Raw genomic sequence first — 23,169 nt, 5'->3', positions numbered from 1 at the left:
TTATATGCTAATATAGATATAATACTAATTAAAGAGCATGTTATGCAAGAAGAAGTATCAGATTTTACAGATGCTCTTTGTCAAAATAAATGTGATTCCTTTCGAGTGACACTCTCCTATATCTTTCTTTGGGTTATACAGAAGTCTAACACAATTATAGAACAAGCGTAAAAGTTCTGGTAAAGTAGTTTTATTTACAAAAAATATGCTACTTGATATTGAAAAACGCAGCATAACAAATGCACTGTGGAAGTTACAAGAAGCAGATCAAAGGGAGATTTTTACTCTTATACAGAGATTTGAGTTGCCAGAAATATTAGCAAGAATATTAGTTGCTCGTGGTGTTAACATAGAAAATGCACATGACTTCTTACACCCACTAATCAGATCGCTATTACCAGATCCCTTTCACCTCCTTGATATGGATAAAGCTGTTTCTCACATAATAAAAGCAATAAACAATAATGAGAATATTGCAATATTTGGTGATTACGATGTTGATGGTGCAACGTCATCAGCATTGATTAATAGGTACCTAAGAGCGATTGGAACACGCTCTATAATCTATATTCCAGATCGTGTTGATGAGGGCTATGGATTGAACACAGATGCTTTATTACAACTTAAAAAGAATGGTATTGATTTATGTATTTCTGTTGATTGCGGTACGCTTGCATATCAACCAATAGAAGATGCAAAAGTCTTTGGACTTGATATTATAGTTGTCGACCATCACCTTGGAACAGAAAAATTACCAAGTGCTGTAGCAGTTGTTAATCCCAACCGCCTTGATGAGAGCTCTCCTTATAATAACTTAGCAGCAGTTGGAGTGTCATTTCTGCTAATTGTTGCTCTTAACAGAATCCTACGTGAGCAAGGATTTTTTACCAACAAAAAAGAACCAGATTTATTTGATCTACTGGATTTGGTTGCTCTTGGAACTGTTTGCGATGTTATGCAGATTACAGGCCTAAATAGGGCTTTTGTTTTACAAGGATTAAAAGTTATGTCAGCAAGAAAAAATGTTGGCTTACGTGTTTTGTTTGACGCTTTGGGAATCCTTGAAAAACCAAGTGTTTCACGATTAGGGTTTAGTATTGGGCCATGTATAAATGCCGGAGGAAGAATTGGAGAAGCATCGCTCGGTGCAAGGTTGCTTTCCACTGATGATGAAGAAAATGCGCATTCAATCTCGCTAAAACTAATAGGTTTGAATAATGCAAGAAAAATGCTAGAAAATGAGGCTATTTTGGAAGCTATAACACAAGCGGAAAATTTTGCCCACTTAGGTGTAAATTTTATAATGGTAAGTGGTAATTGGCACCAGGGAATAATTGGTATCATTGCATCAAGACTAAAAGAGCAGTTTCACTTACCAACGATAGTGATATCTTTAAACAATGGAATAGGAAAAGCAAGCTGCAGGTCAATTTCTGGAATAGATATTGGCGCTGCGGTTCTTTCTGCAAAATTTACCAACCTAATCATTGAAGGTGGTGGTCACAGTATGGCAGCAGGATTTTCGATTAAGGAAGATAAAATAAGTGATCTACATGATTTCTTTACTGAAAGATTTGCAAACTCTACAAATGACAAAATCATAAAAGCTGATGGTATAGTAACAGCTAAAGCAATAAACTTATCCCTGTGGAATCAATTGCAACGCTTAGAGCCATTTGGTGTTGGCAATCCTGAACCAAGATTTATCATCCAAGGAGCAAAGATAAGAAAGCCGGAAGTTATAGGAGTTGATCATATAAAATGTTTTATTGCTGATGATAATGTTATGGTAAAAGCTATTGCGTTTCGCTCTGCAAATACTGAGCTTGGCTCTGCTATCATGCAGGGAAATGTTAAATCAATTTTAGGTAAAATCTCTATGAATTATTGGAATGGAAATGAATTTGTGCAGTTTTTAATAGAGGATGTATTGACCATTAGTTGATTTACTATTTTACAATAATTACCTGTCAATCTCACCAAAGACTATATCGAGTGAACCGATAATTGCTGCAATGTCAGCAAGCATGTGTCCTTTTGCCATGAAATCTAAGGCCTGTAAATGCGCAAAGCCAGGTGCTCTTATTCGACATCTATAAGGTCTATTGGTACCATCTGAAACTATATATACTCCAAACTCACCTTTTGGCGCTTCAACAGCCACATATGCCTCACCTTCTGGCACATGATATCCTTCTGAATAAAGCTTAAAATGATGAATCATAGCCTCCATAGATTCTTTCATTTCTGCTCTTGGCGGTGGAGAAATTTTTCTATCTTCAGTTTTTATTGACCCTTCAGGCATCTTCTCTATGCATTGCTTCACCAAGCTGATAGATTGTCTGATCTCCGCCATTCTAACTAAATAACGGTCATAACAGTCACCATTTTGACCGATAGGTATATCAAAATCTAGCTGATCATATATCTCATATGGTTGGCTTTTCCGCAAATCCCAAGCAAGACCAGCAGCACGGAGCATTGGTCCACTAAAGCCCCAATCAAGCGCCTGTTTTATTGATATTTCACTAATTCCTACAGTGCGTTGCTTCCATATCCTATTTTCCGTTAAAAGTTCATCAACATCATCTATATACTTTGGAAATTGCTCTATAAATTTTGCAATATCTTCAATCAAACCTTCTGGGATATCTGCTGCAAGTCCACCTGGCCTTATATAAGCTGCGTGAAATCTTGCACCTGAGGCCCTTTCATAGAACTCGAGTATTTTTTCTCTCTCTTCAAAGAGCCATAAAAGAGGAGTCATCGCCCCAACATCAAGCGCTTGGGAAGAGATATTTAGTAAATGATTTAGTATTCTTGTCAGCTCACAAAATAGAACACGCAAATATTTTGCCCTAATCGGAACTTCGCACTGCAATAATTTCTCTACACATAACGAATATGCATGCTCTTGTGACATTGGTGACACATAATCAAGGCGGTCAAAATAAGGCAGAGCTTGAAGATATGTTTTATGTTCTATCAATTTTTCAGTGCCACGGTGCAAAAGCCCAATATGGGGGTCTGCTCTCTCGATCACTTCACCATCCATCTCTAAAACAAGTCGTAGCACCCCATGTGCAGCTGGGTGCTGGGGACCAAAATTTAGCATCATTGTCTTTAGATCAGGCATATTTGGCAGTTTAAGGTATTAAAGTTGTATAGGATAAAATGTGTTTAAAGTCAATACAATAGAAAAACTCCTTAAAAGTTCACCATCTCCTCATGATCTGATAGACAATGTTTATGTGTCACATACAATTATTGCACTTATGTTGATCAAGGCAGCGAAATTATGTATAGATAATTTTGATTGAGAAATAGTTTTTCTACTATATAAATTCTACTTTAGAGTAATCAAAATTAATGAAAGACAATAAATATAGTTTAGGTTTAAGGATCATTCATTGGTTAATGTCTGCTCTTATTATTGGTATGCTTTGTTCTGGACTGTACATGAAAAGTTTGCCGATTAGCAGTGAAATTAAATTCAGCATATACGCTATTCATAAGGCTTGTGGCATCACCGTTCTTGGATTAATTATAGTACGTATATTTTTTCGCGTCTTTACTTATGTTCCGCCATTACCAGCAAATTTTTCTCGATTTGTAATCAACGCGAGCAAAACGGTACACTTTGGTTTGTATGCTTTGATGATGCTAATGCCACTATCTGGTTATGTCATGTCTTCTGCTTCTAGTAAAGAGATCAAATATTTTGTTCATATCCCTTTGTTAATCAATGAAAACAAAGAGCTAGCTAGTGCAGCTAATCAGCTACATTCGATACTTGCGTATTTTATGGTACTCTTTATAGTCTTACATATACTTGGCGCTTTGAAACATACATTCATAGATAAACAAAACATTTTTAAACGTATGATATAGGCTATATGTTGAGCAAGCTTTGGAAGAAAGGAACGAATTTTCTCGGTAGTGAATTTTCAATAATGGGTGGTGCTATGAGCTGGGTTTCAGAGAGAAATTTGGTTTCAGCAATCTCAAATGCTGGTGGATTTGGCGTGATTGCTTGCGGTGCAATGTTTCCAGACTTACTGAAAAAAGAAATCATAGAGACACAGAAATTAACTAACAAACCATTTGGTGTAAATCTAATTACTATGCACCCAAAGTTGAGTGAGTTGATAGATGTGTGCATTGAAACGAAAGTAAGCCATATAGTGCTTGCCGGTGGACTACCAACGAAGCCTAATATAGAAAAAATCAAGAGTGCGGGCATTGAAGTTATGTGTTTTGCACCAGCATTAAGCCTCGCGAAAAGGTTAGTAAAAATGGGAGTAGATGCGTTAATAATAGAAGGTATGGAAGCAGGAGGACATATCGGTCCTGTTAGCACTTCTGTTCTCGCACAGGAGATATTACCTCATTTTAAAAATGAGAAAACACCGGTGTTTGTTGCAGGTGGAATAGGAAGAGGTGAAATGATAGTGAACTACCTAGAAATGGGAGCAAGTGGCTGTCAAATAGGTACATTATTTGTCTGCACGAATGAGTCAATCGCTCACAAAAATTTTAAAGAAGTATTCATCAAATCAGCTGCGCGTAATGCTGTATCTTCTGTGCAGATTAGTGCTGATTTCCCTGTAATTCCAGTAAGAGCTATAGTTAACAAAGCAAGTGATGATTTTATGAAGCATCAAAGAGACATTATCGATAAATATCAAAATGGAAAGATCTCAAAAGAAAATGGGCAGCTTGAAATAGAAAAGTTCTGGGCTGGAGCTTTAAGAAGGGCAGTAATTGATGGAGATGTTGAAACAGGATCTTTAATGGCCGGTCAAAGTGTTGGCATGGTTGATAGAGAAAAGCCTGTAAAAGAAGTAATAGATATGCTAGTTCAACAGGCAAGCAATTATGTTGAAATGCAAAATCAGTAATCAGCAAAGAAAATAGTTAGCAAATTGCTATAATTATCCGTAATAAGGCATAACTGCCCAGTTTTAATGTAAAATTAACGCTAAAGAGGTATTCATACATTTTATTTGTATGAGAGGAATGTTATGCTAGGTACTTTAAAAAAATCTAGAAGTAATGATTTACCTTATCAAATAGAAGAGCTTATTCAATCTTTGAGTAATGAAGAAGATCGTAAACTGTTCACCAATATATACAAAAAGGTCACAAAAAAAAGACATAATCATGAAAATCTAAAAAAGGGAGATGGAACTATCGCAAAATGCATAGAGTTGTTCAACAAAGGAGCTGATCCGAACATATTAATTAAATTAGAAAAATTACTGAGAGAGCAAGAAAAATATTATAATTATTACACCGAGAAATTTCTTCCAGCATTGGAAAAAGAAGTGATAGAGTCAGAGGAATTAATGAAACCTTCAGTACTTAACAATGAAGAAAAATCATCACAAAGATCACCAACAAGAAGAGGAAAAATATTAGGAATAATTTTAGAGATTACAGGGATTACTAATAAAAGTAGTGACAAAGATCATTCTAGTAGCACTATTCAAAATCAGAAAAGTCTTAGAAGTAATCAAGCAAATAGACAAAATAATACTATGGAACTATTTAACAAAAAAAGTCTTTCTGGTGAAGTTGAAATTCCCAAAAATTCAGGTATTAATCCTCTGGAAAAGGATTCTTTAGCTAAGGGTGTAAGTGGAAAAGGAACCCCTGGAAAATACAATACCTTGAGAAATTCAGGTTATTATGGTGCTTCAGCACATCCTACATCAAAACAATCGCAAGCAAGAAAGGAGATCGCACAATCACAATTGAATAGTCAATCTGATCTTTCGATTGATAGTAAAGATTTAAAAAATGAAAAGCCTAATATAACTGTGAATGCTGTAGAAGTGCCAAGCGGTGCAAATACTTCTAAACTCAGTAGTAGCAGTGACTTAGATAGTGGAATAAATTCATCTAGCTTGGCATCAAGTAGCAGAAGGAACAGCTTAACTTCAGTAACAAGCATTTCATCTGAGGAAAGTGTACACTTAAAATTAAACCCTGCTGAGAAAGATAATAGTTTGCAACTAGAAGATGAAGGAAAAACAAAATTAGCACATCCGAACAAAACAAGGCCCAAAGGCCCAAGCGGAAGAATATCCCCTTCTAAACATTATAAGAAGACTGAAGAAGGGCCTCATTGTGTGATCTCAGTGACAGGCAGTAAGGTAAAAGATACAATGCAATCCAATAATTATGAAAATAATAGTAAAAACAAAAATCTTCACGTCGCACTTGTAACAAGTTCTGCTCTCTTAGCAATAGGGTGCATTGTTGCAGGAGCAATGACATCAGGATTAGTAGGAGCAGGACTGTTTGTGGTGGCTGCGGTGTTTGCTACAGCAGCTGCTGCTGAATTGTGTTCAAACTTTCTGTCAAGTAAATTGACATCCATTAGTGTGAGTCCTCTTGTTGATAATAAAGAGCTAACACGGTGATAAAAGTTAAATATGAGTTACTTATGGTGAGCAAGTGAATTCGGTTCTTGCCTATTGATGTAAAAATTGTTACATTTGAGGAGTATCTTAAAGGTATTTAGCTGATGCGTATTCAATTGGGTAGAGTTTTTGCTATTGTAGCCCTGTTAAGTTTTATCTTCATGTCATGTTCTAGCAAAGCAAGTGATGAATTGAAAAATATACCAGGAACGTTGAAAGAACTTATTTCTTCATTTTCAGTTAAAGATACTGTAGAAAATATGAATCCTTCGACAATTATAGGGTTATGTATAGCTACAGTGATACTTGCAGTAGTGTTCAGAGGCCTAATTTTTTTCATGATAATATTTGGCGTACTGATCATGATGTTTGGAAGCACAGAAAAGGCAACAGATTACCTGAAAGAAAAATTCAACTTTGCAAAGGACATACAGTTACAATCCAATAACAAAAAAGAAGATAAGGATTAAGTAAGATAGATGATTCTTTATTATCTTTTTATTGAATACGCATGATATTGTATGCAACCAAAAGTACCAGCCACTAGATCTAATTCTGAAAAAAAGAACAATTTAGCGTTACTAGAAAGTATTAATTTAGATTTTATCCCTTATGCTTGCCACTACGATGAAGAAACTATACTAACAAAACAGGGGGAATTATTAAAAATAATCAAATTAGAAGACTATTCTTCAGTTGATAACTATGGTGATCTTAGAACTGAAATTAGAAAAAGTATATCAAAAAATATCAAGAGTTTATATTTTACCGTTTGGATTCACACTGTCCGTAAGCGCAATAAACTGAGCTTACAGTGGAATAAAACTTCAGACTTTTCCGATCAGCTACACTCAACGTGGTTTAATAAACTAGTTGATAGTAAACTACAGTATATAAATGAGTTATACATTGTGGTGTTACTTAGTGATTTTGGCAAACATATTAATAATGCATTTTTTTTTGGCAGGATAAAGAATAGGCACAAGTTATTTTTACAAAAAAATCATCAAGAATTACAAAAAATAACTGACCTGATTCAAAAAGATTTAGAACCTTTTGGAGCTAAAAAACTGGGCCTTAGGTCTAGTGAAGGCAAAATATATTCTCAAATGATGGAATTTCTCCATTACATTATTACATTAACGCACAAAGATTATCCAATATGTGAAAGGGATCTATCGCAGCATGTTAAAAATTTAAAAGTAGCTTTTGGTTTCAATAAATTTCAAACATCGTTTGAAGGTCAACAGAAGTTTGGTTCTATTTTTTGCATAAAGGAATATCGAGAAATCCCCTTAGAAAATATAGATAGGTGTTTGCAACTTGACTCTGAGCTTATCATCACAGAAATAATAATATTTACTAGTAATAATAAAGCAGTAAAAGAATTCAAAAAACAAATTAATATACTACAAATCAGTGAGGACAATACCTTACTTCAAAACTCAGGAATAAATGAAATAATAGAGCTTGAAAAAATTTCTGCTATGGATTTTTGTCAACAGAAAATTATTGTTACAATCTTTGCAGATGATAAGAATAGGTTAGCTAAAAATATCAGTGATTTATCCTCTGTAATGTCGTTAATCGGGTTGATGATGTTTAGGACTGATCTGCACATGGAAAATCATTTTTGGGCACAGCTTCCTGGAAACTTTGCTTTTGTTACACAACCAAAAAATATATTAGAAAAATATGCTTGCAGCTTTGCTATGTTGCATGATTTTACATCAGGTACGTTAAAAGGAGGAAGATGGAAAGAAGCAGTAACAGTTTTTTTTTCAAAAAAAGGCAGTCCTTACTTTTTTAACTTTCATGGAAAGAAAAATAATGGTCATACCACAATACTTGGAGCTCCAAATTCAGGTAGAACCTCACTGATCAATTTCTTACTTTCGGAATCAAGAAAATTTAACCCTAGGATTGTTATATTGGATAATACTGGAAAATCAATAATATTTACTAAAGCAGTAAGCGGCCAATATTACATAATTGATCCAAAATATAAAGATAAAAGTCTAAAATTTAACCCACTGAACATTGAAGATAGTGCTTCTAATCGCAATATGCTTGTTGAATTGATCAAAAGGATGGTTGCAGATGCAAGTTTGGTAGACGTAGAAGAAAAGACAAAAAAAATTGTAGATTCTATATTTGCTATACCAAGAGAATCGCGATCTATTTCTCAAATTTCTGAAGTGCTTTTACTTCTTGGAGGCAAAATAAGTAAATGGTGTGGTGAAGGTGAATTTGCTTACTTATTCCAAGATGGTGATGAGTCAGACATTGACTGGGGAACAAAAACTATATCCCTCAATACTGCAAATCTCACTAAGCAAAAAGAATGTATGTCCGTGATACTTTACTATTTCTTATACTCTTTCGAAGCAAAATGTGATGGCTCACCTGCAATACTTGTTTTGGATGAAGCATGGGAGATAAGTAATATTTTTCCTACAGAGGGAGAGTTTGACGACTGGATGCAAAGAATGACAAAGTTAAATGTTGTAGTAATTCTAAGTACTGAAAACTTAAACCTAGCATTTGCTAGCAAGTTTACTCAATATTTAGATAAGCATGTCGATACGAGAATCCTGATGCCGAACATAAATGCAAACAGGTTATACATGAAAGCATTTTCTCTGTCGAAAGAGGAACTGAATGTCATTTTGCAAACACCAACACAGGAAGGTTTATTTTTGATAAAGCAATACAAAGGTTTAGTAACTTTAAATCTAGATTTGAAGAATATGAAAGAAATACATGTACTTTCAGCTAATAAAGAGACTATAAAGTATATGTATGAAGCAATAAAGGAAAAAGGCGAAAAAGTGAGTAAGTGGTTACCGGCGTTCTATGAAAAATGTAAAGCTTAATTTTTTATTGATATTCTCCTTGATATTTTGTCTTTCTTATCAAGGATATGCTGATTGTCCAACATTTGTAAAAAGTAATACTGAAATTGAAGCTACAGGAAGTAAAGCAGGAAAAGGTATTGCGAATTTTTTTAAAGGCAAGTGGAGCGATTTAGATTTTGACGAAAAATTATTGCAATTTATTAAAGTTACAGCAGTAAATAATCAGGGACCAGAAGGTTACTTCGATCCAAAGATTAAGGTCTGCGATTACGAAGGGAACGACAACTGTTATATATTATCCAGTGGAACATTCTGCCGCCAGATATATGGAACGCAGAGTACAGGAGCTGGAGTTTCTGCAGCAGCTTTTATAGATTGGGAAGGAGATAAAACAAAAGCTGGAGGAGAAATTGCCCAAGGTCTTGGATGGGAATGGGCAGATGGTGTTACTGATGAAGAAAAAGTAAAATTTGCTAATTCTCCTAAGATATGTGCTTGTAGTCAAAAAGGGGCTTGTATGTCAGGAATTTCTTCATGGGGCTCTAGAGTATTTTCTGGGGAAAATATTTTTCGTCCTGGAGAGATGGAAAAAGTTTGTGATACATGCTATCAAACAAAAGTAAAGTGTGCCCCTGTGCAACTTGCACCTGGCCCACCTGCATTTTGTGAACAACTTGCGATGTCACCACCACAAGTTAGAATTGTCCCTATAACAAATGAAGAAAATGATTATTTCCATCCAAGAGTTGGAGTCATTATTGGTGAGCTGAAGGAAAGAAGAGAGCTACCTTTTCCACGCGTTATTTCAAGTAATAAAAACATTCAAAGTGCTACATACTCTATTCCAGATAAAGATACCCACCATCACTTTAAAACTTATAGAAAAAAAGGTCAGCTCTGCACTGAATATTATGGTACTGAGAGAGAAGAGTCCAAAAGAAAATTACAATTTCCTGCTCGCTGCTTCCCAGCGCCACCTGCTCCAAAGATTGAAGAAGTGAGCATACCAAAGCCTAATGAGGGTAAAGGCGAAAATACGCTAAAAGTAAAAATGAAGATGAGTGAGAACGTTTGTACTTATGACGCACGTGGAACTCACAGTAATGGCATCTGTACTTTTTATGTTAATAAAAATTCTCCTACATATGTTGGCCATCTACCTTTAAAAGTAGTAAAGCCAGCAATAGTGGCAAAAACAACTGATAGCAGTAACAGTAAAAGCGACATCGATAGCGTAATAGAAGGTATATTAAAAAATAATTCGCAATTTGAAGTTCTAGAAAAATATGGGTATGTTCCCGATATCGAAGCAGAATGTAAAGAGCTTCAGAATGGTAAGTGCAAACTAGATGGCTCAGGATATCCAAAAGTAGAAATAAAATATAAAGAAAATTCTAAAAGTAAAATGCTCTGCCTTTCTGGGTGGCAACCAGAACCAGAGGAGTTTGTTCTTAAAAAAGAAAGTAAGCTAATATCGCTAAAATCAATGGGGGCAAGATACAATAAATACAATACTGTTTATTCAAAGGAGTCTGATCAGCTTTATTATTTTCCCTGTAACGAAACAATTGAGGTTTTAGCAAAGCCACAAGATGCACTGAATGAAATAATATTTAATAAAAAAGGATATATTTCCATTCCTGCTGAAAATAAGTCTAGAGATAACTGCATGGCAAAAGAGGATAAAGAGGTAGATACAAAACAAAATTGTGACAAATGCAAAGACAAATGCAAAATAGTATATGAGTTAACAGATGGAAAGTATGAAGAAAAAAACTGTAATCACGGTGATGATGGTTGCCTCTGCTTTGATGGAGTATGTAGTCGCTCAACACAGTATGTAGATAAGAATGATAAACTATTTTACTTAAGATATGAGGAAGTGGATTGCAAGGATAAGGATGGTAAAACAGTAAAAAACGAGAAAGGTGAAATACAAAAGTGCACACAATTAAAAAATCAACCGATTAAAGCAAATAGAACAGAAGTCTTTTTTGCTGATAAATTATGCAGATTCGATTTAGATGGTTTAAAAAAGAGATTGCGTGAAATAATAATAGCACAATTGAAACATAAGAAGAAGATTATTGAAGACAGGGATCAAAAACTTTATGAGCTTGGAGATGGCTATACAGATGATCTGTCAATGTATGATTACGTTGAAATAGAAGCATGGGGAGGTGGTGAAGCTGGTCATATAGCTGATAAAGCTCGGTCTACTATAAGTAGACTAGGAATGCCAGGTGATTACATTAAAGCTAAACTGAGAGTCAACCCTAGTTATCCATATATTAAAGTAAAAGTGACAGAAGGAGGTGGTGGACAAGAAGATGATGAATCTAACAAGGATGGGGGACCAACTTTAATAAAAATGTGCAGAGACTCTTCAGAAACAATTTGTAAAGATTTAATTACTGTTGCAGGCGGAGGTACATACAGAACCTATGGGGGAAGGGATTACAAAGATACAATAATTCATGAACAAAGTTTAAAATTAAAAGAAGAAATTAAGAAAGGGGACAAGCTAAACTCTAGTAAAGATAATAAAATAGCATATATAGAAAATGGTGAGATTGGGTATAAAGATGTAACAAAATGTAGTAAAAACTACGTGAATAAAACATATGGTGCTGGTGGTTGTATCAACGAAAGCAGCAAAAGTTATAGCAAGGGCGCTCCTGGTTATGTGAAAATTAAACCTATATTTGAGGAAATTAATGAAAAAAGAGTAAAAAAAATAGATGATGCTATTGAAAAAATGATACAAAATCCAGATGATATCACAGGTATTGATGATTCCTTAATAAATAAACTTGATCAAAAGATTATTGATACAATTAAAGAAGAAATTAGAAAAGAATTGTTAGGATTATAGTCAAAGGACCCTGATGGTTGCAAATGGGGTAAAGTTGAATTTACATCACTGAGAGTATCTGTTCAGATGCATGTCAAACCAGTGTTTCTTTTCTTGTATCTCAGTTCCCATAATGTCATCCCAGTGCGTGACACCCATTTCTTTCTAGTGCTTCCTTCCTTGTCATCACAGCTTCCATAATGTCATTCGAGTAGCTGACACTGGAATGGCTTTGTTGCACAGCTCTTCGGATAGTGGGTAATGTATAATAAATTCATGAAGCTATATCAAACTTAGCCATGCCTATTTCAGTAAATTTGTTAAGCAAATAACACTTGAGTAGCAGTTCCTTCTCACGATTAATCTCAGATTTATTCCTAAAACTAAATCCAAATATTTGCTTCAGTCGCGAGAAAAAACTTTCTATATAAGATCTCTTCCAATAATTTATCTCTTTTTTCCACCTCTTCATACCATCTTCATCATATGACTTTATGAGCTTGATTGTAGAATTTCTCTCATTCATATAATCCAACTTTGGATGCTCTACTGCATTATTTTGCGGAGGAATCCTTGTCTTTATGTCAAGCTCATCGCACAGTTTGTATAACTTCTTTCGATTATATGCCCTATCTGCATATATCGTGCTTATGTTATACTTGGTATCCACTCTTTCAATAAGATCACAGGCTCCATAGTGGTCGGAATAAACTCCACTACTGTATTTTGCAGCTATAACTTTTTTACTACCTATCTCTAGCATTACATGTAGCTTTCTTGTTTGCTCATAGCGGCGATACTTTCTATCTGTACCATTTGCCTTACTATGGCCTGGAATATTATTGTAGATGCTGATACCTGTACTATCTATAGCAATTTCAATATCTTCCATATCGTTCTTATCAACTCTGCAGTCGTTGATTTTGATATTAAGCTTTTTAAACCTTCTTGAAGCCTGCGAATAGCTGATAATTTGCAAAATTTTCCCTATTTGCTCAAGATATTTCTCTATAAATCCCACTGTTTGCCTAAGACCAATCCTGAATAGATAGGTTATTATGTGAATTAGAATCACTACTTTGTCGCTGTAGACATTGTTGCCACCTGCTACTTTTGGACTATTTTCGTACCAATTTTCAATGGCATCGTTGATATAATGAAAAACATTTCCCCTTTCTTGAAGAAATTTGTTATATTCATTGCAGTTACTGACTTTCATTCTTATTGGCATATTTTTCCTTTGTCGGCTAAATATCTATTTTATAACAAATTCCATCAGTAACTGCCTGTTCTTTCCTTGAGTGGTGCAACAAAGCCCACTGGAATCCATGTAAATTTAACTGGACGCCAATGTCACAAACTAGTTTTCTCATCTATCTTATTTTGCTACTCTGCTGAACAGATACGTCAATTTTATCTACTGATGAGCTAGGTTTGTTGTTCTTCACATGTTGTGACAAAAGCTCCTTAACTCCTTTTTTCACAAGAAGTACTGAATTTGTATCCTTTTCAAGCATAAAAACTGTAGAGTTTTCAATTATCTCAGCTATTTGTAAAGGAGTATCTCCTGAATGGTTTTTAATATTAGCATCAGCTCCTTTTGCTAATAGTAATCTTGCTATTTCTTTGCGGCCTGTTATAGCTGCTATATGTAGAGGTGTATTGCCAATCTTATCGCCAATATTGACATTTATTCCTTCTATACTAAGTAATAACTCAACTATTTTCTTATGGCCATTCTTGATAGCTACACTTAAAGGATCTCTATCGACATTACAGCCATTGACCTTAGCACCATTATCAAGAAGCAACTTGACTACTGCTTCATGCCCATTCTGAGCAGCTAGATACAAGGGTGTGACATTATTTTTTTTATCTACTATGTTAACATCAGCATTTTTTGTGCTAATTAATAGTTCAACTATTTCAGTATGTCCGTTCTGAGAGGCTAAGTACAGAGCTGTTATACCAAATTCATTGTCTTTAGCATCAATCTCAATTTCTTGAGTATTAAGTAACACCTTTACAACTTCTACAAGTCCATTTTGAGCAGCAATATGTAAAGGTGTCTTACCATCAGTACAGTCTTTTATATTGGGATCAGCTCCCGCTTTAATTAACTCCTCTACTATAGCTTTGCTTTTAGCTACAACAGCAAAGTGTAAAACTGTACTGCCTTTAGTAGTTCTTGCATGAATATTAGCTTCTTTACTGATTAGTAACTTTACTACGTCTAAATGTCCTGAATAAACAGCAAAATGCAAGGCTGTAAATCCTTTTTTATCCTTGATATTGATATCAGTTTTTACATTAAGTAATAACCTAACTTCATTTATGTTACCATTATAAGCGGCTTGATGTAATAGAATATTTTCAACCGGGAGCGATTGAGTGCTGAACATATTTACCTCTATATAATAGTATGCCTAGTGGTACTACATCAAAACAAGGAACATTCAAGAAAAATTTTTTGCATCTGGCAATCTATTTTCTCTATTCTAATATATACAAACTCTTTAAACCCACCTTGTAATCAGGATAAACTAGAGAGACACCAAGGTCTTTTTTAATTTTAGTATTGCTTACTTTTTTTGACCCTAAATAAAAACCCCGTGCGTAATTTGGTACGGAAGAAATCTCAACTGGCTCTGGAGGGCTAATATTGAGAAGCTCGGCTGCATACGTGACCACTTCAGATTGCGTAGCAGGTAAATCATCTGCACAATTGTATATCTCATAAGGCTTTATATTTTGCATGGAAGAAAATAAAATATTCGATATATCTTCAACATGAACACGAGAAAAAATTTTTTTCACATTTCTTGCTTTGCCAAGCTGCAGGTCAATTAGCGCATTTCTACCAGGACCATATATCCCAGCCAAACGAAAAATATGTACAGGCAATTTGCTACTTAGCCACTTCTTTTCAGACTCAAGGCGCTTTTCTCCTCTAATTTCTATAGGCTTTGTTTCAGATTCCTCATTCACCCAATTACCACAGTGGTCACCATAAACATTAGTTGCAGACAGATAACCAAGCCATTTAATATTCTCCAGACAATGACCGTATCTCTCCATAACATCATCGCCGTCTGGAGGAATAGAAACTAAAACATGTGTTACGCTTTTAAGCAGATCTTGATCAACCTTTTCATAATCAAAAAGTTGTATATCTTTATTTCTTGATGTACCGTTAACTTTCCAGCCTAAATTTAGCAATTTTTTCGATAGAAATTTAGCTACATATCCGTAACCAAAGCAAAACAAGTGCATGGAAATTAATTTCCAAAATTCTTCTTGATAAACTCAACCCCTAACCTTATTCCTTCTTCATTAATAATATGGCCTAATCCATGAATTGGGTATCCTTGAGCGTTTACTCCATTTTCTTTCAGAGCTTTAACCGCTAAATCAAGGGAAGAAAAAGGTACCACATCATCAGCGTCACCATGAATAACACATATGCTGGGTTTTGATTTGATCTCCGGTGCAATTTTTGAAGGTGAAAGAAACCTACCAGAATATGCAATAACCGATGCACAAGACTGAAGCCGGGTAAGAGCTACATGCATTGCAAGCATTGCCCCTTGAGAAAATCCAACTAAAGAAAGCTGAGTATCTTTTAAATTAAGCTCCTTTAATTTTGTATCAATAAAATGATTTACAATTGATGCAGCATTTTTCACCCCATTATATAGTGCTTCTTCACTACGATCCTCTAAACTAAACCACTGATAACCATCACCTATTTCCCTCTCAAACGGAGCATTCGGTACCACAAAACATGAATCGGGTAAAAATTTGCTCATAACTTTAGCAAGGTGAGCGAAATTATCGCCACTTGAACCCCAACCATGAAAAAAAATAATCAAATTTTTCTTATTTCCATTTGGACAAATTTCTTGGCTTTTAAGTTCAATCATCTCTTCATCCCTTTATGTTTATATTTAACTCTATGGTAATACTAAATTTGAGGAACAAGACCTCACTACTGCTATAGCTCTTTGATATGAATAAATACTACTTAGCTTCAACTTTCTCTATCAATTTCTTGACCAAGCCTCTCAATCTTCTGCTGGAATCATCAAGCTCTTGAATTTGTGAAGCATCTTTTCTCATGAGCTCTTTGTGATTACTCTTTATGTAATCATACATTTCCTTCATCTGAGCAATCATCTTGTTGATATCCATACCACCCATATCAGGTATCATGCTAGGCATATTTCCTTCTAGCATACCGCCAGCCATAAGTTGCTGAGACATTTGCATGAATGGCTTTAAGGTCTGTTGAAGCAAATTAGGGTCGCTTGCCAATTTTTCTATTTGCTCTTTGCAAGTATCCATGTACTGCTTCATAAATTCATCATCTTGCACTTTATCTGTCATAATTACACCTATTTGAAACTAATATTATATATTGTTTTTAATTAAAAACAATACAAGAACAACTATATTAATACTTGATTAAATGACAAATTAACTATTTTAAAGGTTCACATACTCTCTTTAACCATTCCTTATCTTTTATGCCATTTTCTATATTTTTATAAACAAATTGGTGATAGCTATTTATCCATTTAACTTCATCTTCAGTAAGCATTTGTATATCTATTAGCTTTTTATCATAAGGAACAGAGGTCAATTGTTTAAAGCTTAAAAAGACGTTTTCTCGCCTTTCAATATACATCAGATTCTCAATTCTTATTCCATACTTTCCTGGAATATAATAACCAGGCTCGTTAGAAAGTATCATGCCTGGAATGAGTTCCACTTTATTTCCTCTTGATATTGCTTGCGGTCCTTCGTGTACCGAAAGGTAACTTCCTACTCCATGTCCTGTACCGTGCATGTAATCCATTCCAAATTTCCATAAATGTATACGCGCTAATATGTCCAATTCTCCACCAGTAGTGCCAGAAGGAAAGACCGCACTTGCTATCGCAATGTGAGCTTTTAATACTATTGTGTAGTGAGCTCGTTGCTCATTGGTTGGACTACCAATTGCTATAGTTCTTGTAACATCGGTTGTGCCATCAAGGTACTGACCACCAGAGTCAATTAAATACAGCCCATCTTCTTGAATGACTTTATTTGTCTTATTGCTTGCACGGTAATGAATGATTGCTCCATTCTCGTTGAATGCTGAAATTGTTGGAAAACTCGGTTGCTTAAACAAATTCTGCTCTTTTCTGTATTCTAAAACTTTTTCTTCAGCTTCAAGCTCAGTAATTTCACTGTCAATATTGTTTTCAAGCCAATATAGAAAATTTATAACTGCTACTCCATCTTTGATGTGCGCACTTATAGCTCCAGTTATTTCAGTTTGATTTTTTACTGCTTTGTGAATCAAACAAGGATCCTCCTTCTCAATTATCTGCTTATTTTCTATTAGACCTCTTTCATTACTTATTGTCATCCCAGTTCTTGACACTGGGATCCATGCTTTTTTATTTCTGGTCAAGCACTGGAATGACACCGAAGCTGATTTTTCATTTAAATAATGGTTATACAAGGGATCTATTGCATTCATAATGCTCATTGGAGTCGTGCTTGGATCTATCACCACCAAATTTAACTTATGTAGTGAATTTTCTAGCTCACTAATATCAAAAACATTTATATGGTTATCAAAATTTGCTTCTATAGTTGAATGTTCTTTATCTTGAATAAATAAATCAACATTGGCATTTTTATACAATATAGCACGACCCAATATACAAGGAGTATATTCAGAACTTTCATTTCTTAAATTTAATAACCACGAAATTGAATTTGGATCAGTCAGAAGCACTGCTTCAGCCTCTATGTTTTTAGCTACTCTTTCACATTTATCCTTACCACTCTCACCAGATACATGTGAGACTATTGTTTGTGCTTTATGACTACTATCTTTTTTAATTAAGTATGGTACTAGTTTACAAATGCCTTCATATTTTCTTATGTCCTTCATAGTAAAATATTGCGGATAGTAACCCAGTGAGGTAGTCAATGTTAAGTTTGCTTTTACCCATTTGTGTGGATCCTCTTCTTGTATATTATATACTCGAAAACTGCCCTGATCGAGCTGACTGCGAGCTTGTGTGATATAGCGTCCATCTGTAAAAAATGGGCACTTATTACTCTTTGTAACGATAAGTAGCCCATTTGTTCCCGTGAAGCCACATAACTCTGCTAACTCTTTTGAATATTCATTTAAATACTCGTCTTTAGTATTCAACATAAATGTATCAACATTTATTTCGTGCATAAAAGAGCGAAATTCTTCGATTTTTGACATGTTACGCAGAATTAGCAGCTATTTTCGTTTTCTTATTCCTAAGGTACACTAATATGCTAACTATCGCTGCTGGAGTGATACCTTGTATTTGCTTCGCAATACCAATTGTTGCTGGCTTTATTGACTGCAACTTTTCTATCACTTCAGTTGACAAGCCTTTAATCTGTGAGTAGTTGAAATTAGTTGGAATTTGAGTATTAACTTCCTCTTGTAGAAACTTCATATCTGCTTCTTGTCTTACTAAATAAGGCTTGTATTTTGCTTCAATTGCAACTGCTTCATATATTTCATTCTTGGCTATGCTATCAGTTATAGTGTTATTCCAGCACATGACGCTGGAATCTACATTTTTTTCAGTGTCAACTGCATCCATTCCATCATCATTCAAGTACTGGATCCCAGTGTCAGCTACTTGGATGACAGGAAGAGGTGCTTTGGCGTTATGCAAGTAGCTGACACTGGAACCCATGTTTAACTCTGGCCATATTTCTCGTAATTTATTCCAGTCAATATTTGGATAACCGAGCAAATCTAATGCTGTTTTTCTTATTCCATCATAAGATATTTTAATGCCATAGGACCTGAGCTGCTCAGGAGTAATTGTTAGGCTCTCTAATTTCTCCTCAAGTTGCTTAATGGATTTAAGTTTACCCTGCAAAACAGAGTATCTCTCATGCGACACAAGAGAGATGTCATAACCTTTTTGTGTCAATCTTCTATCTGCATTATCTGACCTGATTGCCAGTCTATATTCTGCACGCGAGGTAAATAATCTGTAAGGCTCGGTAATTCCCTTAGTGACCAAGTCGTCTATCATTACACCGATATATGAGTCTGTACGATGAAGAACAAAACTTTTTTGAGATAAAGAGAGTGCTGCATTGATTCCGGCAATAATTCCCTGCCCAGCTGCTTCTTCATATCCAGTGGTACCATTAATTTGACCAGCAAAATATAGTCCTTTAACTTTCTTAGTTTCGAGAGTATGAAATAGCTCTCGTGGATCGATATAATCGTATTCAACTGCATATCCAGGTCTTAATATTTCTGCATTTTCAAGCCCTTTTATACTCTTTATCATTTCATACTGCACTTCGATGGGCAATGAATTTGAAATTCCATTTGGATATATAGTGTTATCATCAATCCCTTCTGGTTCTAGAAATATTTGGTGATTATTTTTTTCTGCAAATTTTTTAACTTTAGTTTCAATTGATGGGCAGTATCTTGGTGCAATAACGTTATCTAAATATGAAGAAGCTGATCTGTGAAGATTCTCTCGAATTACTCTGTGTGTATGTTCATTAGTATGAGTAATAAAACATGAAACCTGAGGCTGGTTAATTTTCTCTGTAAGATAAGAAAATGGTGTAGGTGGATTGTCACCCACTTGTTCTTGTAATACCGACCAGTTTATAGTGCCACGATCAAGCCTCGGTGGAGTTCCGGTACGTAACCTGCCCAGTTTAAAATCATACTTCTTTAGCGTGTTTGCAAGCTCTATTGCAGGTTTATCTCCTATTCTTCCAGAAGGAGTTGTTTGCTCTCCTATATGAATCACACCACGTAAAAAAGTCCCTGTAGTCAAAACAACTCTGCTTGTCAGTATACGTTCACCTGAGTCTGTTATTACAGCTTTTATATAAGATTCTCCATTGCTATCACTTTCGATAAGAAAATCGTCAACTGACTCTTCTTTTACTGTCAAGTTGTTATAATTTAGAATAATTTCCTGTATTGCTTTTTTGTATAATTTTCGGTCTGCTTGTGCACGTGGGCCCCATACTGCTGCGCCTCTGCTGCCATTTAAAACGACCGAGTGTATGCTTGCTCGGTCGATAGCTCTCCCCATTATTCCATCAAGGGCGTCTACTTCTCTAACTACAACACCCTTTGCAACTCCTCCAATTGCTGGATTACAAGACATCTCTCCTATAGTTGAAATTTTGTGAGTTATAAGTAGCGTGCTTGCACCAAGACGTGCTGCAGCTGTAGCTGCTTCACACCCGGCATGACCGCCACCTACTACCACTACGTCGTACTTATGCATCTTCTTGAGTAATTCCTAATCTATAATATTCCAACTATCAGTGATTGATGTCAAATTTTACAGATTCCAGTGTTACAAACTAACTTAGCTCAAATTATCGTCTCTTTTACAGAAGAAACTTTTTCAACTGTAGGAGAGGTAATACGCTCATCCACTTCTTCTTCCTGAGATATTCTAACAAATGTAGAATCTGTAATCGAAGTTGCACTTGCTGCAAATGTAATTGCTGCTTCATCTGCACAATGCACTAAAGATGTGGCTACATAAACCCCCATAATTGTTGCTATTAGCCCTGTTATTGCACTTACTAAGATAATCACTGTTACTACTGGGTTAGGAAGAACAGCAATCACACTTGCATTAAGCACTGCCCCAATCATAGTACTTATAGGTATAGACATACCCAAAAAAATTGCTATTTTTCCATGATCTTCCTCAATAGGATCTCTTTTGCAAAACTTATATAGCAAACATCCTACGTGCAAAACCGCAATCAATGCTAGAGCCATAGAACCAGCAATTGCACCTATGGCTAAAGGTGATGAAGTGTCAAAACTCAACCACCAAGCTAATATTCCTAGTGCTGACACTATACTATAAGCTAACAAACAAATATACATACAATCCCTCTCACTAATTAATAGGCATCATTTTTACTCTAAATCGCAAACTTCCCCTCCGCCATCTAAATACTAGAGCAACAAGGAATGCTAACGGCCGTGAAAAAATATCTAATGTTTATATTTATGTAAAGTGGAAAATTTTAGTGGGGCGAGCGACCAGGATTGAACTGGCGACATTCAGTACCACAAACTGACGCTCTACCAACTGAGCTACGCCCGCCAAGGTATAAAATTTCTAACACACAAGCATAAATAGTCAATTAATTATTTAAGCTACCTACTTTTGCATAGAGTTTTAAGTTTAGCGAATAAACATTTTCATTTATGCTTTTAGCATTATAGTTAATCGTATTGAAATCGTGATATGTTTAAAAGTATTTTCACATTTAGTTTTTTTACAGCTATTTCAAGAATTTTAGGGCTAATAAGAGATGTATTGATTGCTACGGTTATTGGTGCAACTTCTCTTGCAGATATATTCTTTTCCTCGTTTCGCTTTGCTAATTTATTTCGATCGTTTTTTGCAGAGGGAGCATTTACTACCTCATTCATACCATTATACTCTGCAGAGTCATATGATAATAAAAAGGCATTTAATTTCGCAAGTAGTGTAATATCCATTACGTTTATTATTCTAGTAATTTTTTGCCTTATCACACAAACCTTCTTCCCTTACATGATCAAAATCTTCACTCCTGGATTTGACCAAAATAAATTTACCTTTACTGTAACTTTGTCGAAAATTATGATGCCCTACATAATCTTCGTGTCAATCGCATCACTTATTGGTGGAATGTTGCAAGTAAAACAGCATTTTGCTTCAACAGCTATTTCACCAATCATTTTGAACCTCTGTTTAATCATCAGTTTGTTTTTACCTTACATTGAAACACCGGCTCATAACCTTTCTATAGCCGTCCTGATTGGAGGGATTTTGCAGCTACTTTTAATAATATTTAGTGCATACAAATTAAAGGCTTTCTTTTCTTTTAGTTTAGAATTAAGTAACGAAGTAAAATTATTTTTTAAACGTGTGATACCTGCAATTATCAACAATTGTGTAATACAAATAAGTGTATGGATTGACACAATCATGGCGAGTTTTATACCAAATGCAGTTTCTTATATATATTATGCCGATAGACTAAATCAACTACCGCAAGGAGTAATTGGCACTGCAATTGGTACAGTACTTCTTCCTCTGATTTCAAAACGAATAAATGATACTGAGAATATAGTCAAAATACAGAACAAGGCCCTTAATATAGGGTTAATATTAATTATGCCAATAACTGCTGCTTTTATCATTATTCCTGACATAATTTTACTTACGCTTTTTTCTTACGGCAGATTTGATTATTATGCAGTGCAGCAAACTGTTCCTACATTAGTAGCATTTTCTCTTTCTTTACCCGCATTTATTATAAATAAAGTATTGCTACCCACATTCTTTGCTAGGGGAAAGCTAAAAATACCAACTATGTTCTCATTAACGTGCCTTGGAATTAATGTAATACTAAATCTCATATTAATGAACAAATACCAACATATAGGAATTGCTATTGCTACTTCCATTTCCACTTGGATAAATTCTATTTTATTGATTAATTATTTAACAATAAATAAGATGTATAAGATTAGCCAAGCATTATTACTAAATATTGTAAAAATTCTCACTGCAACATTGGTTATGTCAATAGTTCTTTATCTCTCTAATTACTTATCAGCAGGGTTGTTTTTCGATAGAGGGCTAGCTCGTATTGTTTATTTAGTAACTTTAATAGCTTTGAGTGTTATTATTTATTCTAGCACTCTTTACCTGATTTTTAGAGGAAATTTGAATAATTTGAAATATGTGTAAATTACACCCTTTGTATTGCTATATGTCATTTCAGCTACTATTCCAATATCCACTTCTTTCATCCCATAACCTATTCCTGTCATCCCAGTGTCAAGCACTGGGATCCAGAAATTTTGTTGATTATATAATCTGGAAAACCTTATTTAAGTCACACTGGATCACAGTGTCACACACACAACTGTATAAGTGTTGTGGTTTGAGAGCAATTTCCACTGGGA

Annotated in this window: 18 protein-coding genes and 1 tRNA gene; 9 read left to right on the top strand and 10 right to left on the bottom strand. The window is 34.9% G+C overall.

Annotation, left to right across the window (positions count from 1 at the left end; all coding sequences use genetic code 11):
- Positions 1-205: 205 nt before the first annotated feature.
- Entirely contained in the window at positions 206-1,945 is a 1,740-nt protein-coding gene (recJ, locus tag OPR29_RS00995) for a single-stranded-DNA-specific exonuclease RecJ (RefSeq protein WP_265025297.1), read from the top strand.
- An 18-nt stretch (positions 1,946-1,963) separates the two neighbouring features.
- Here the strand turns inward: recJ and OPR29_RS00990 are convergent, their stop codons facing one another.
- Complete coding sequence (locus OPR29_RS00990) at positions 1,964-3,136, bottom strand: NADH-quinone oxidoreductase subunit D (protein ID WP_264336240.1); 1,173 nt, start codon at positions 3,134-3,136, stop codon at positions 1,964-1,966.
- Positions 3,137-3,176: 40 nt separating this feature from the next.
- Here OPR29_RS00990 and OPR29_RS00985 point away from each other — a divergent pair, with 40 nt between their 5' ends.
- The 7 genes from OPR29_RS00985 to OPR29_RS00955 all read left to right on the top strand — a co-directional run bounded on the left by OPR29_RS00985 (position 3,177) and on the right by OPR29_RS00955 (position 12,161).
- Complete coding sequence (locus OPR29_RS00985) at positions 3,177-3,320, top strand: hypothetical protein (protein WP_265025296.1); 144 nt, start codon at positions 3,177-3,179, stop codon at positions 3,318-3,320.
- A 49-nt stretch (positions 3,321-3,369) separates the two neighbouring features.
- Positions 3,370-3,891 (top strand): cytochrome b, encoded by a 522-nt coding sequence (locus tag OPR29_RS00980; RefSeq protein WP_265025295.1) that lies wholly within the window; start codon positions 3,370-3,372, stop codon positions 3,889-3,891.
- 5 nt (positions 3,892-3,896) lie between these two features.
- Positions 3,897-4,901 carry an NAD(P)H-dependent flavin oxidoreductase gene (locus tag OPR29_RS00975; RefSeq protein WP_265025294.1) on the top strand — a complete coding sequence of 335 codons (1,005 nt, stop codon included), beginning with the start codon at positions 3,897-3,899 and terminating at the stop codon, positions 4,899-4,901.
- Between the two features lie 123 nt (positions 4,902-5,024).
- The gene (locus OPR29_RS00970) at positions 5,025-6,428 is read left to right on the top strand and encodes a DUF350 domain-containing protein (RefSeq protein ID WP_265025293.1); all 1,404 of its coding nucleotides are present in this window, start codon (positions 5,025-5,027) and stop codon (positions 6,426-6,428) included.
- Between the two features lie 104 nt (positions 6,429-6,532).
- Positions 6,533-6,898: a hypothetical protein gene (locus OPR29_RS00965; protein ID WP_007302058.1), complete on the top strand. Its 366-nt coding sequence runs from the start codon at positions 6,533-6,535 to the stop codon at positions 6,896-6,898.
- A 51-nt stretch (positions 6,899-6,949) separates the two neighbouring features.
- Positions 6,950-9,304, top strand: a complete 2,355-nt coding sequence (locus OPR29_RS00960; protein ID WP_007302059.1) for a VirB4 family type IV secretion/conjugal transfer ATPase — start codon at positions 6,950-6,952, stop codon at positions 9,302-9,304.
- On the top strand, positions 9,285-12,161 hold the full coding sequence (locus tag OPR29_RS00955) for a hypothetical protein (protein WP_265025292.1): 2,877 nt from the start codon (positions 9,285-9,287) through the stop codon (positions 12,159-12,161). The genes OPR29_RS00960 and OPR29_RS00955 overlap by 20 nt, the downstream gene beginning before the upstream one ends.
- 253 nt (positions 12,162-12,414) lie before the next feature.
- On the opposite strand, the gene OPR29_RS00950 is transcribed toward OPR29_RS00955, so the two are convergent.
- The 9 genes from OPR29_RS00950 to OPR29_RS00910 all read right to left on the bottom strand — a co-directional run bounded on the left by OPR29_RS00950 (position 12,415) and on the right by OPR29_RS00910 (position 21,310).
- On the bottom strand, positions 12,415-13,371 hold the full coding sequence (locus OPR29_RS00950; protein WP_213863789.1) for an IS5 family transposase: 957 nt from the start codon (positions 13,369-13,371) through the stop codon (positions 12,415-12,417).
- A 142-nt stretch (positions 13,372-13,513) separates the two neighbouring features.
- Positions 13,514-14,542: an ankyrin repeat domain-containing protein gene (locus OPR29_RS00945; protein ID WP_264375802.1), complete on the bottom strand. Its 1,029-nt coding sequence runs from the start codon at positions 14,540-14,542 to the stop codon at positions 13,514-13,516.
- 91 nt (positions 14,543-14,633) lie between these two features.
- Entirely contained in the window at positions 14,634-15,413 is a 780-nt protein-coding gene (locus OPR29_RS00940; RefSeq protein ID WP_007302062.1) for an SDR family oxidoreductase, read from the bottom strand.
- A 5-nt stretch (positions 15,414-15,418) separates the two neighbouring features.
- Complete coding sequence (locus tag OPR29_RS00935) at positions 15,419-16,063, bottom strand: alpha/beta hydrolase (protein ID WP_007302063.1); 645 nt, start codon at positions 16,061-16,063, stop codon at positions 15,419-15,421.
- A 97-nt stretch (positions 16,064-16,160) separates the two neighbouring features.
- On the bottom strand, positions 16,161-16,526 hold the full coding sequence (locus OPR29_RS00930) for a hypothetical protein (RefSeq protein WP_006014880.1): 366 nt from the start codon (positions 16,524-16,526) through the stop codon (positions 16,161-16,163).
- Between the two features lie 94 nt (positions 16,527-16,620).
- Positions 16,621-18,417 (bottom strand): aminopeptidase P family protein, encoded by a 1,797-nt coding sequence (locus tag OPR29_RS00925; protein ID WP_012481871.1) that lies wholly within the window; start codon positions 18,415-18,417, stop codon positions 16,621-16,623.
- A 1-nt stretch (position 18,418) separates the two neighbouring features.
- Positions 18,419-20,467 (bottom strand): tRNA uridine-5-carboxymethylaminomethyl(34) synthesis enzyme MnmG, encoded by a 2,049-nt coding sequence (mnmG, locus tag OPR29_RS00920; RefSeq protein ID WP_007302065.1) that lies wholly within the window; start codon positions 20,465-20,467, stop codon positions 18,419-18,421.
- An 89-nt stretch (positions 20,468-20,556) separates the two neighbouring features.
- On the bottom strand, positions 20,557-21,087 hold the full coding sequence (locus tag OPR29_RS00915; protein WP_265025291.1) for a hypothetical protein: 531 nt from the start codon (positions 21,085-21,087) through the stop codon (positions 20,557-20,559).
- 147 nt (positions 21,088-21,234) lie between these two features.
- Positions 21,235-21,310: transfer RNA gene (locus OPR29_RS00910), tRNA-His, on the bottom strand.
- Positions 21,311-21,454: 144 nt separating this feature from the next.
- On the opposite strand from OPR29_RS00910, the gene murJ reads away from it, so the two are divergent.
- On the top strand, positions 21,455-22,951 hold the full coding sequence (murJ, locus tag OPR29_RS00905; RefSeq protein WP_026092648.1) for a murein biosynthesis integral membrane protein MurJ: 1,497 nt from the start codon (positions 21,455-21,457) through the stop codon (positions 22,949-22,951).
- Positions 22,952-23,169 lie beyond the last annotated feature (218 nt).

It is taken from the genome of Wolbachia endosymbiont (group B) of Pammene fasciana (assembly GCF_947251495.1).
Taxonomy (GTDB): Bacteria; Pseudomonadota; Alphaproteobacteria; order Rickettsiales; family Anaplasmataceae; genus Wolbachia.
Note: the sequence above shows the minus strand (reverse complement) of the source record. Positions and strands in the feature narration are given on the sequence as shown.

Coding starts and splice junctions, on each gene's coding strand:
- recJ (WP_265025297.1), top strand. CDS start 206: ATGCTACTTGATATTGAAAAACGCAGCATAACAAATGCACTGTGGAAG.
- OPR29_RS00990 (WP_264336240.1), bottom strand. CDS start 3,136: ATGCCTGATCTAAAGACAATGATGCTAAATTTTGGTCCCCAGCACCCA.
- OPR29_RS00980 (WP_265025295.1), top strand. CDS start 3,370: ATGAAAGACAATAAATATAGTTTAGGTTTAAGGATCATTCATTGGTTA.
- OPR29_RS00975 (WP_265025294.1), top strand. CDS start 3,897: ATGTTGAGCAAGCTTTGGAAGAAAGGAACGAATTTTCTCGGTAGTGAA.
- OPR29_RS00970 (WP_265025293.1), top strand. CDS start 5,025: ATGCTAGGTACTTTAAAAAAATCTAGAAGTAATGATTTACCTTATCAA.
- OPR29_RS00965 (WP_007302058.1), top strand. CDS start 6,533: ATGCGTATTCAATTGGGTAGAGTTTTTGCTATTGTAGCCCTGTTAAGT.
- OPR29_RS00960 (WP_007302059.1), top strand. CDS start 6,950: ATGCAACCAAAAGTACCAGCCACTAGATCTAATTCTGAAAAAAAGAAC.
- OPR29_RS00955 (WP_265025292.1), top strand. CDS start 9,285: ATGAAAAATGTAAAGCTTAATTTTTTATTGATATTCTCCTTGATATTT.
- OPR29_RS00950 (WP_213863789.1), bottom strand. CDS start 13,371: ATGCCAATAAGAATGAAAGTCAGTAACTGCAATGAATATAACAAATTT.
- OPR29_RS00945 (WP_264375802.1), bottom strand. CDS start 14,542: ATGTTCAGCACTCAATCGCTCCCGGTTGAAAATATTCTATTACATCAA.
- OPR29_RS00940 (WP_007302062.1), bottom strand. CDS start 15,413: ATGCACTTGTTTTGCTTTGGTTACGGATATGTAGCTAAATTTCTATCG.
- OPR29_RS00935 (WP_007302063.1), bottom strand. CDS start 16,063: ATGATTGAACTTAAAAGCCAAGAAATTTGTCCAAATGGAAATAAGAAA.
- OPR29_RS00930 (WP_006014880.1), bottom strand. CDS start 16,526: ATGACAGATAAAGTGCAAGATGATGAATTTATGAAGCAGTACATGGAT.
- OPR29_RS00925 (WP_012481871.1), bottom strand. CDS start 18,417: ATGTCAAAAATCGAAGAATTTCGCTCTTTTATGCACGAAATAAATGTT.
- mnmG (WP_007302065.1), bottom strand. CDS start 20,467: ATGCATAAGTACGACGTAGTGGTAGTAGGTGGCGGTCATGCCGGGTGT.
- OPR29_RS00915 (WP_265025291.1), bottom strand. CDS start 21,087: ATGTATATTTGTTTGTTAGCTTATAGTATAGTGTCAGCACTAGGAATA.
- murJ (WP_026092648.1), top strand. CDS start 21,455: ATGTTTAAAAGTATTTTCACATTTAGTTTTTTTACAGCTATTTCAAGA.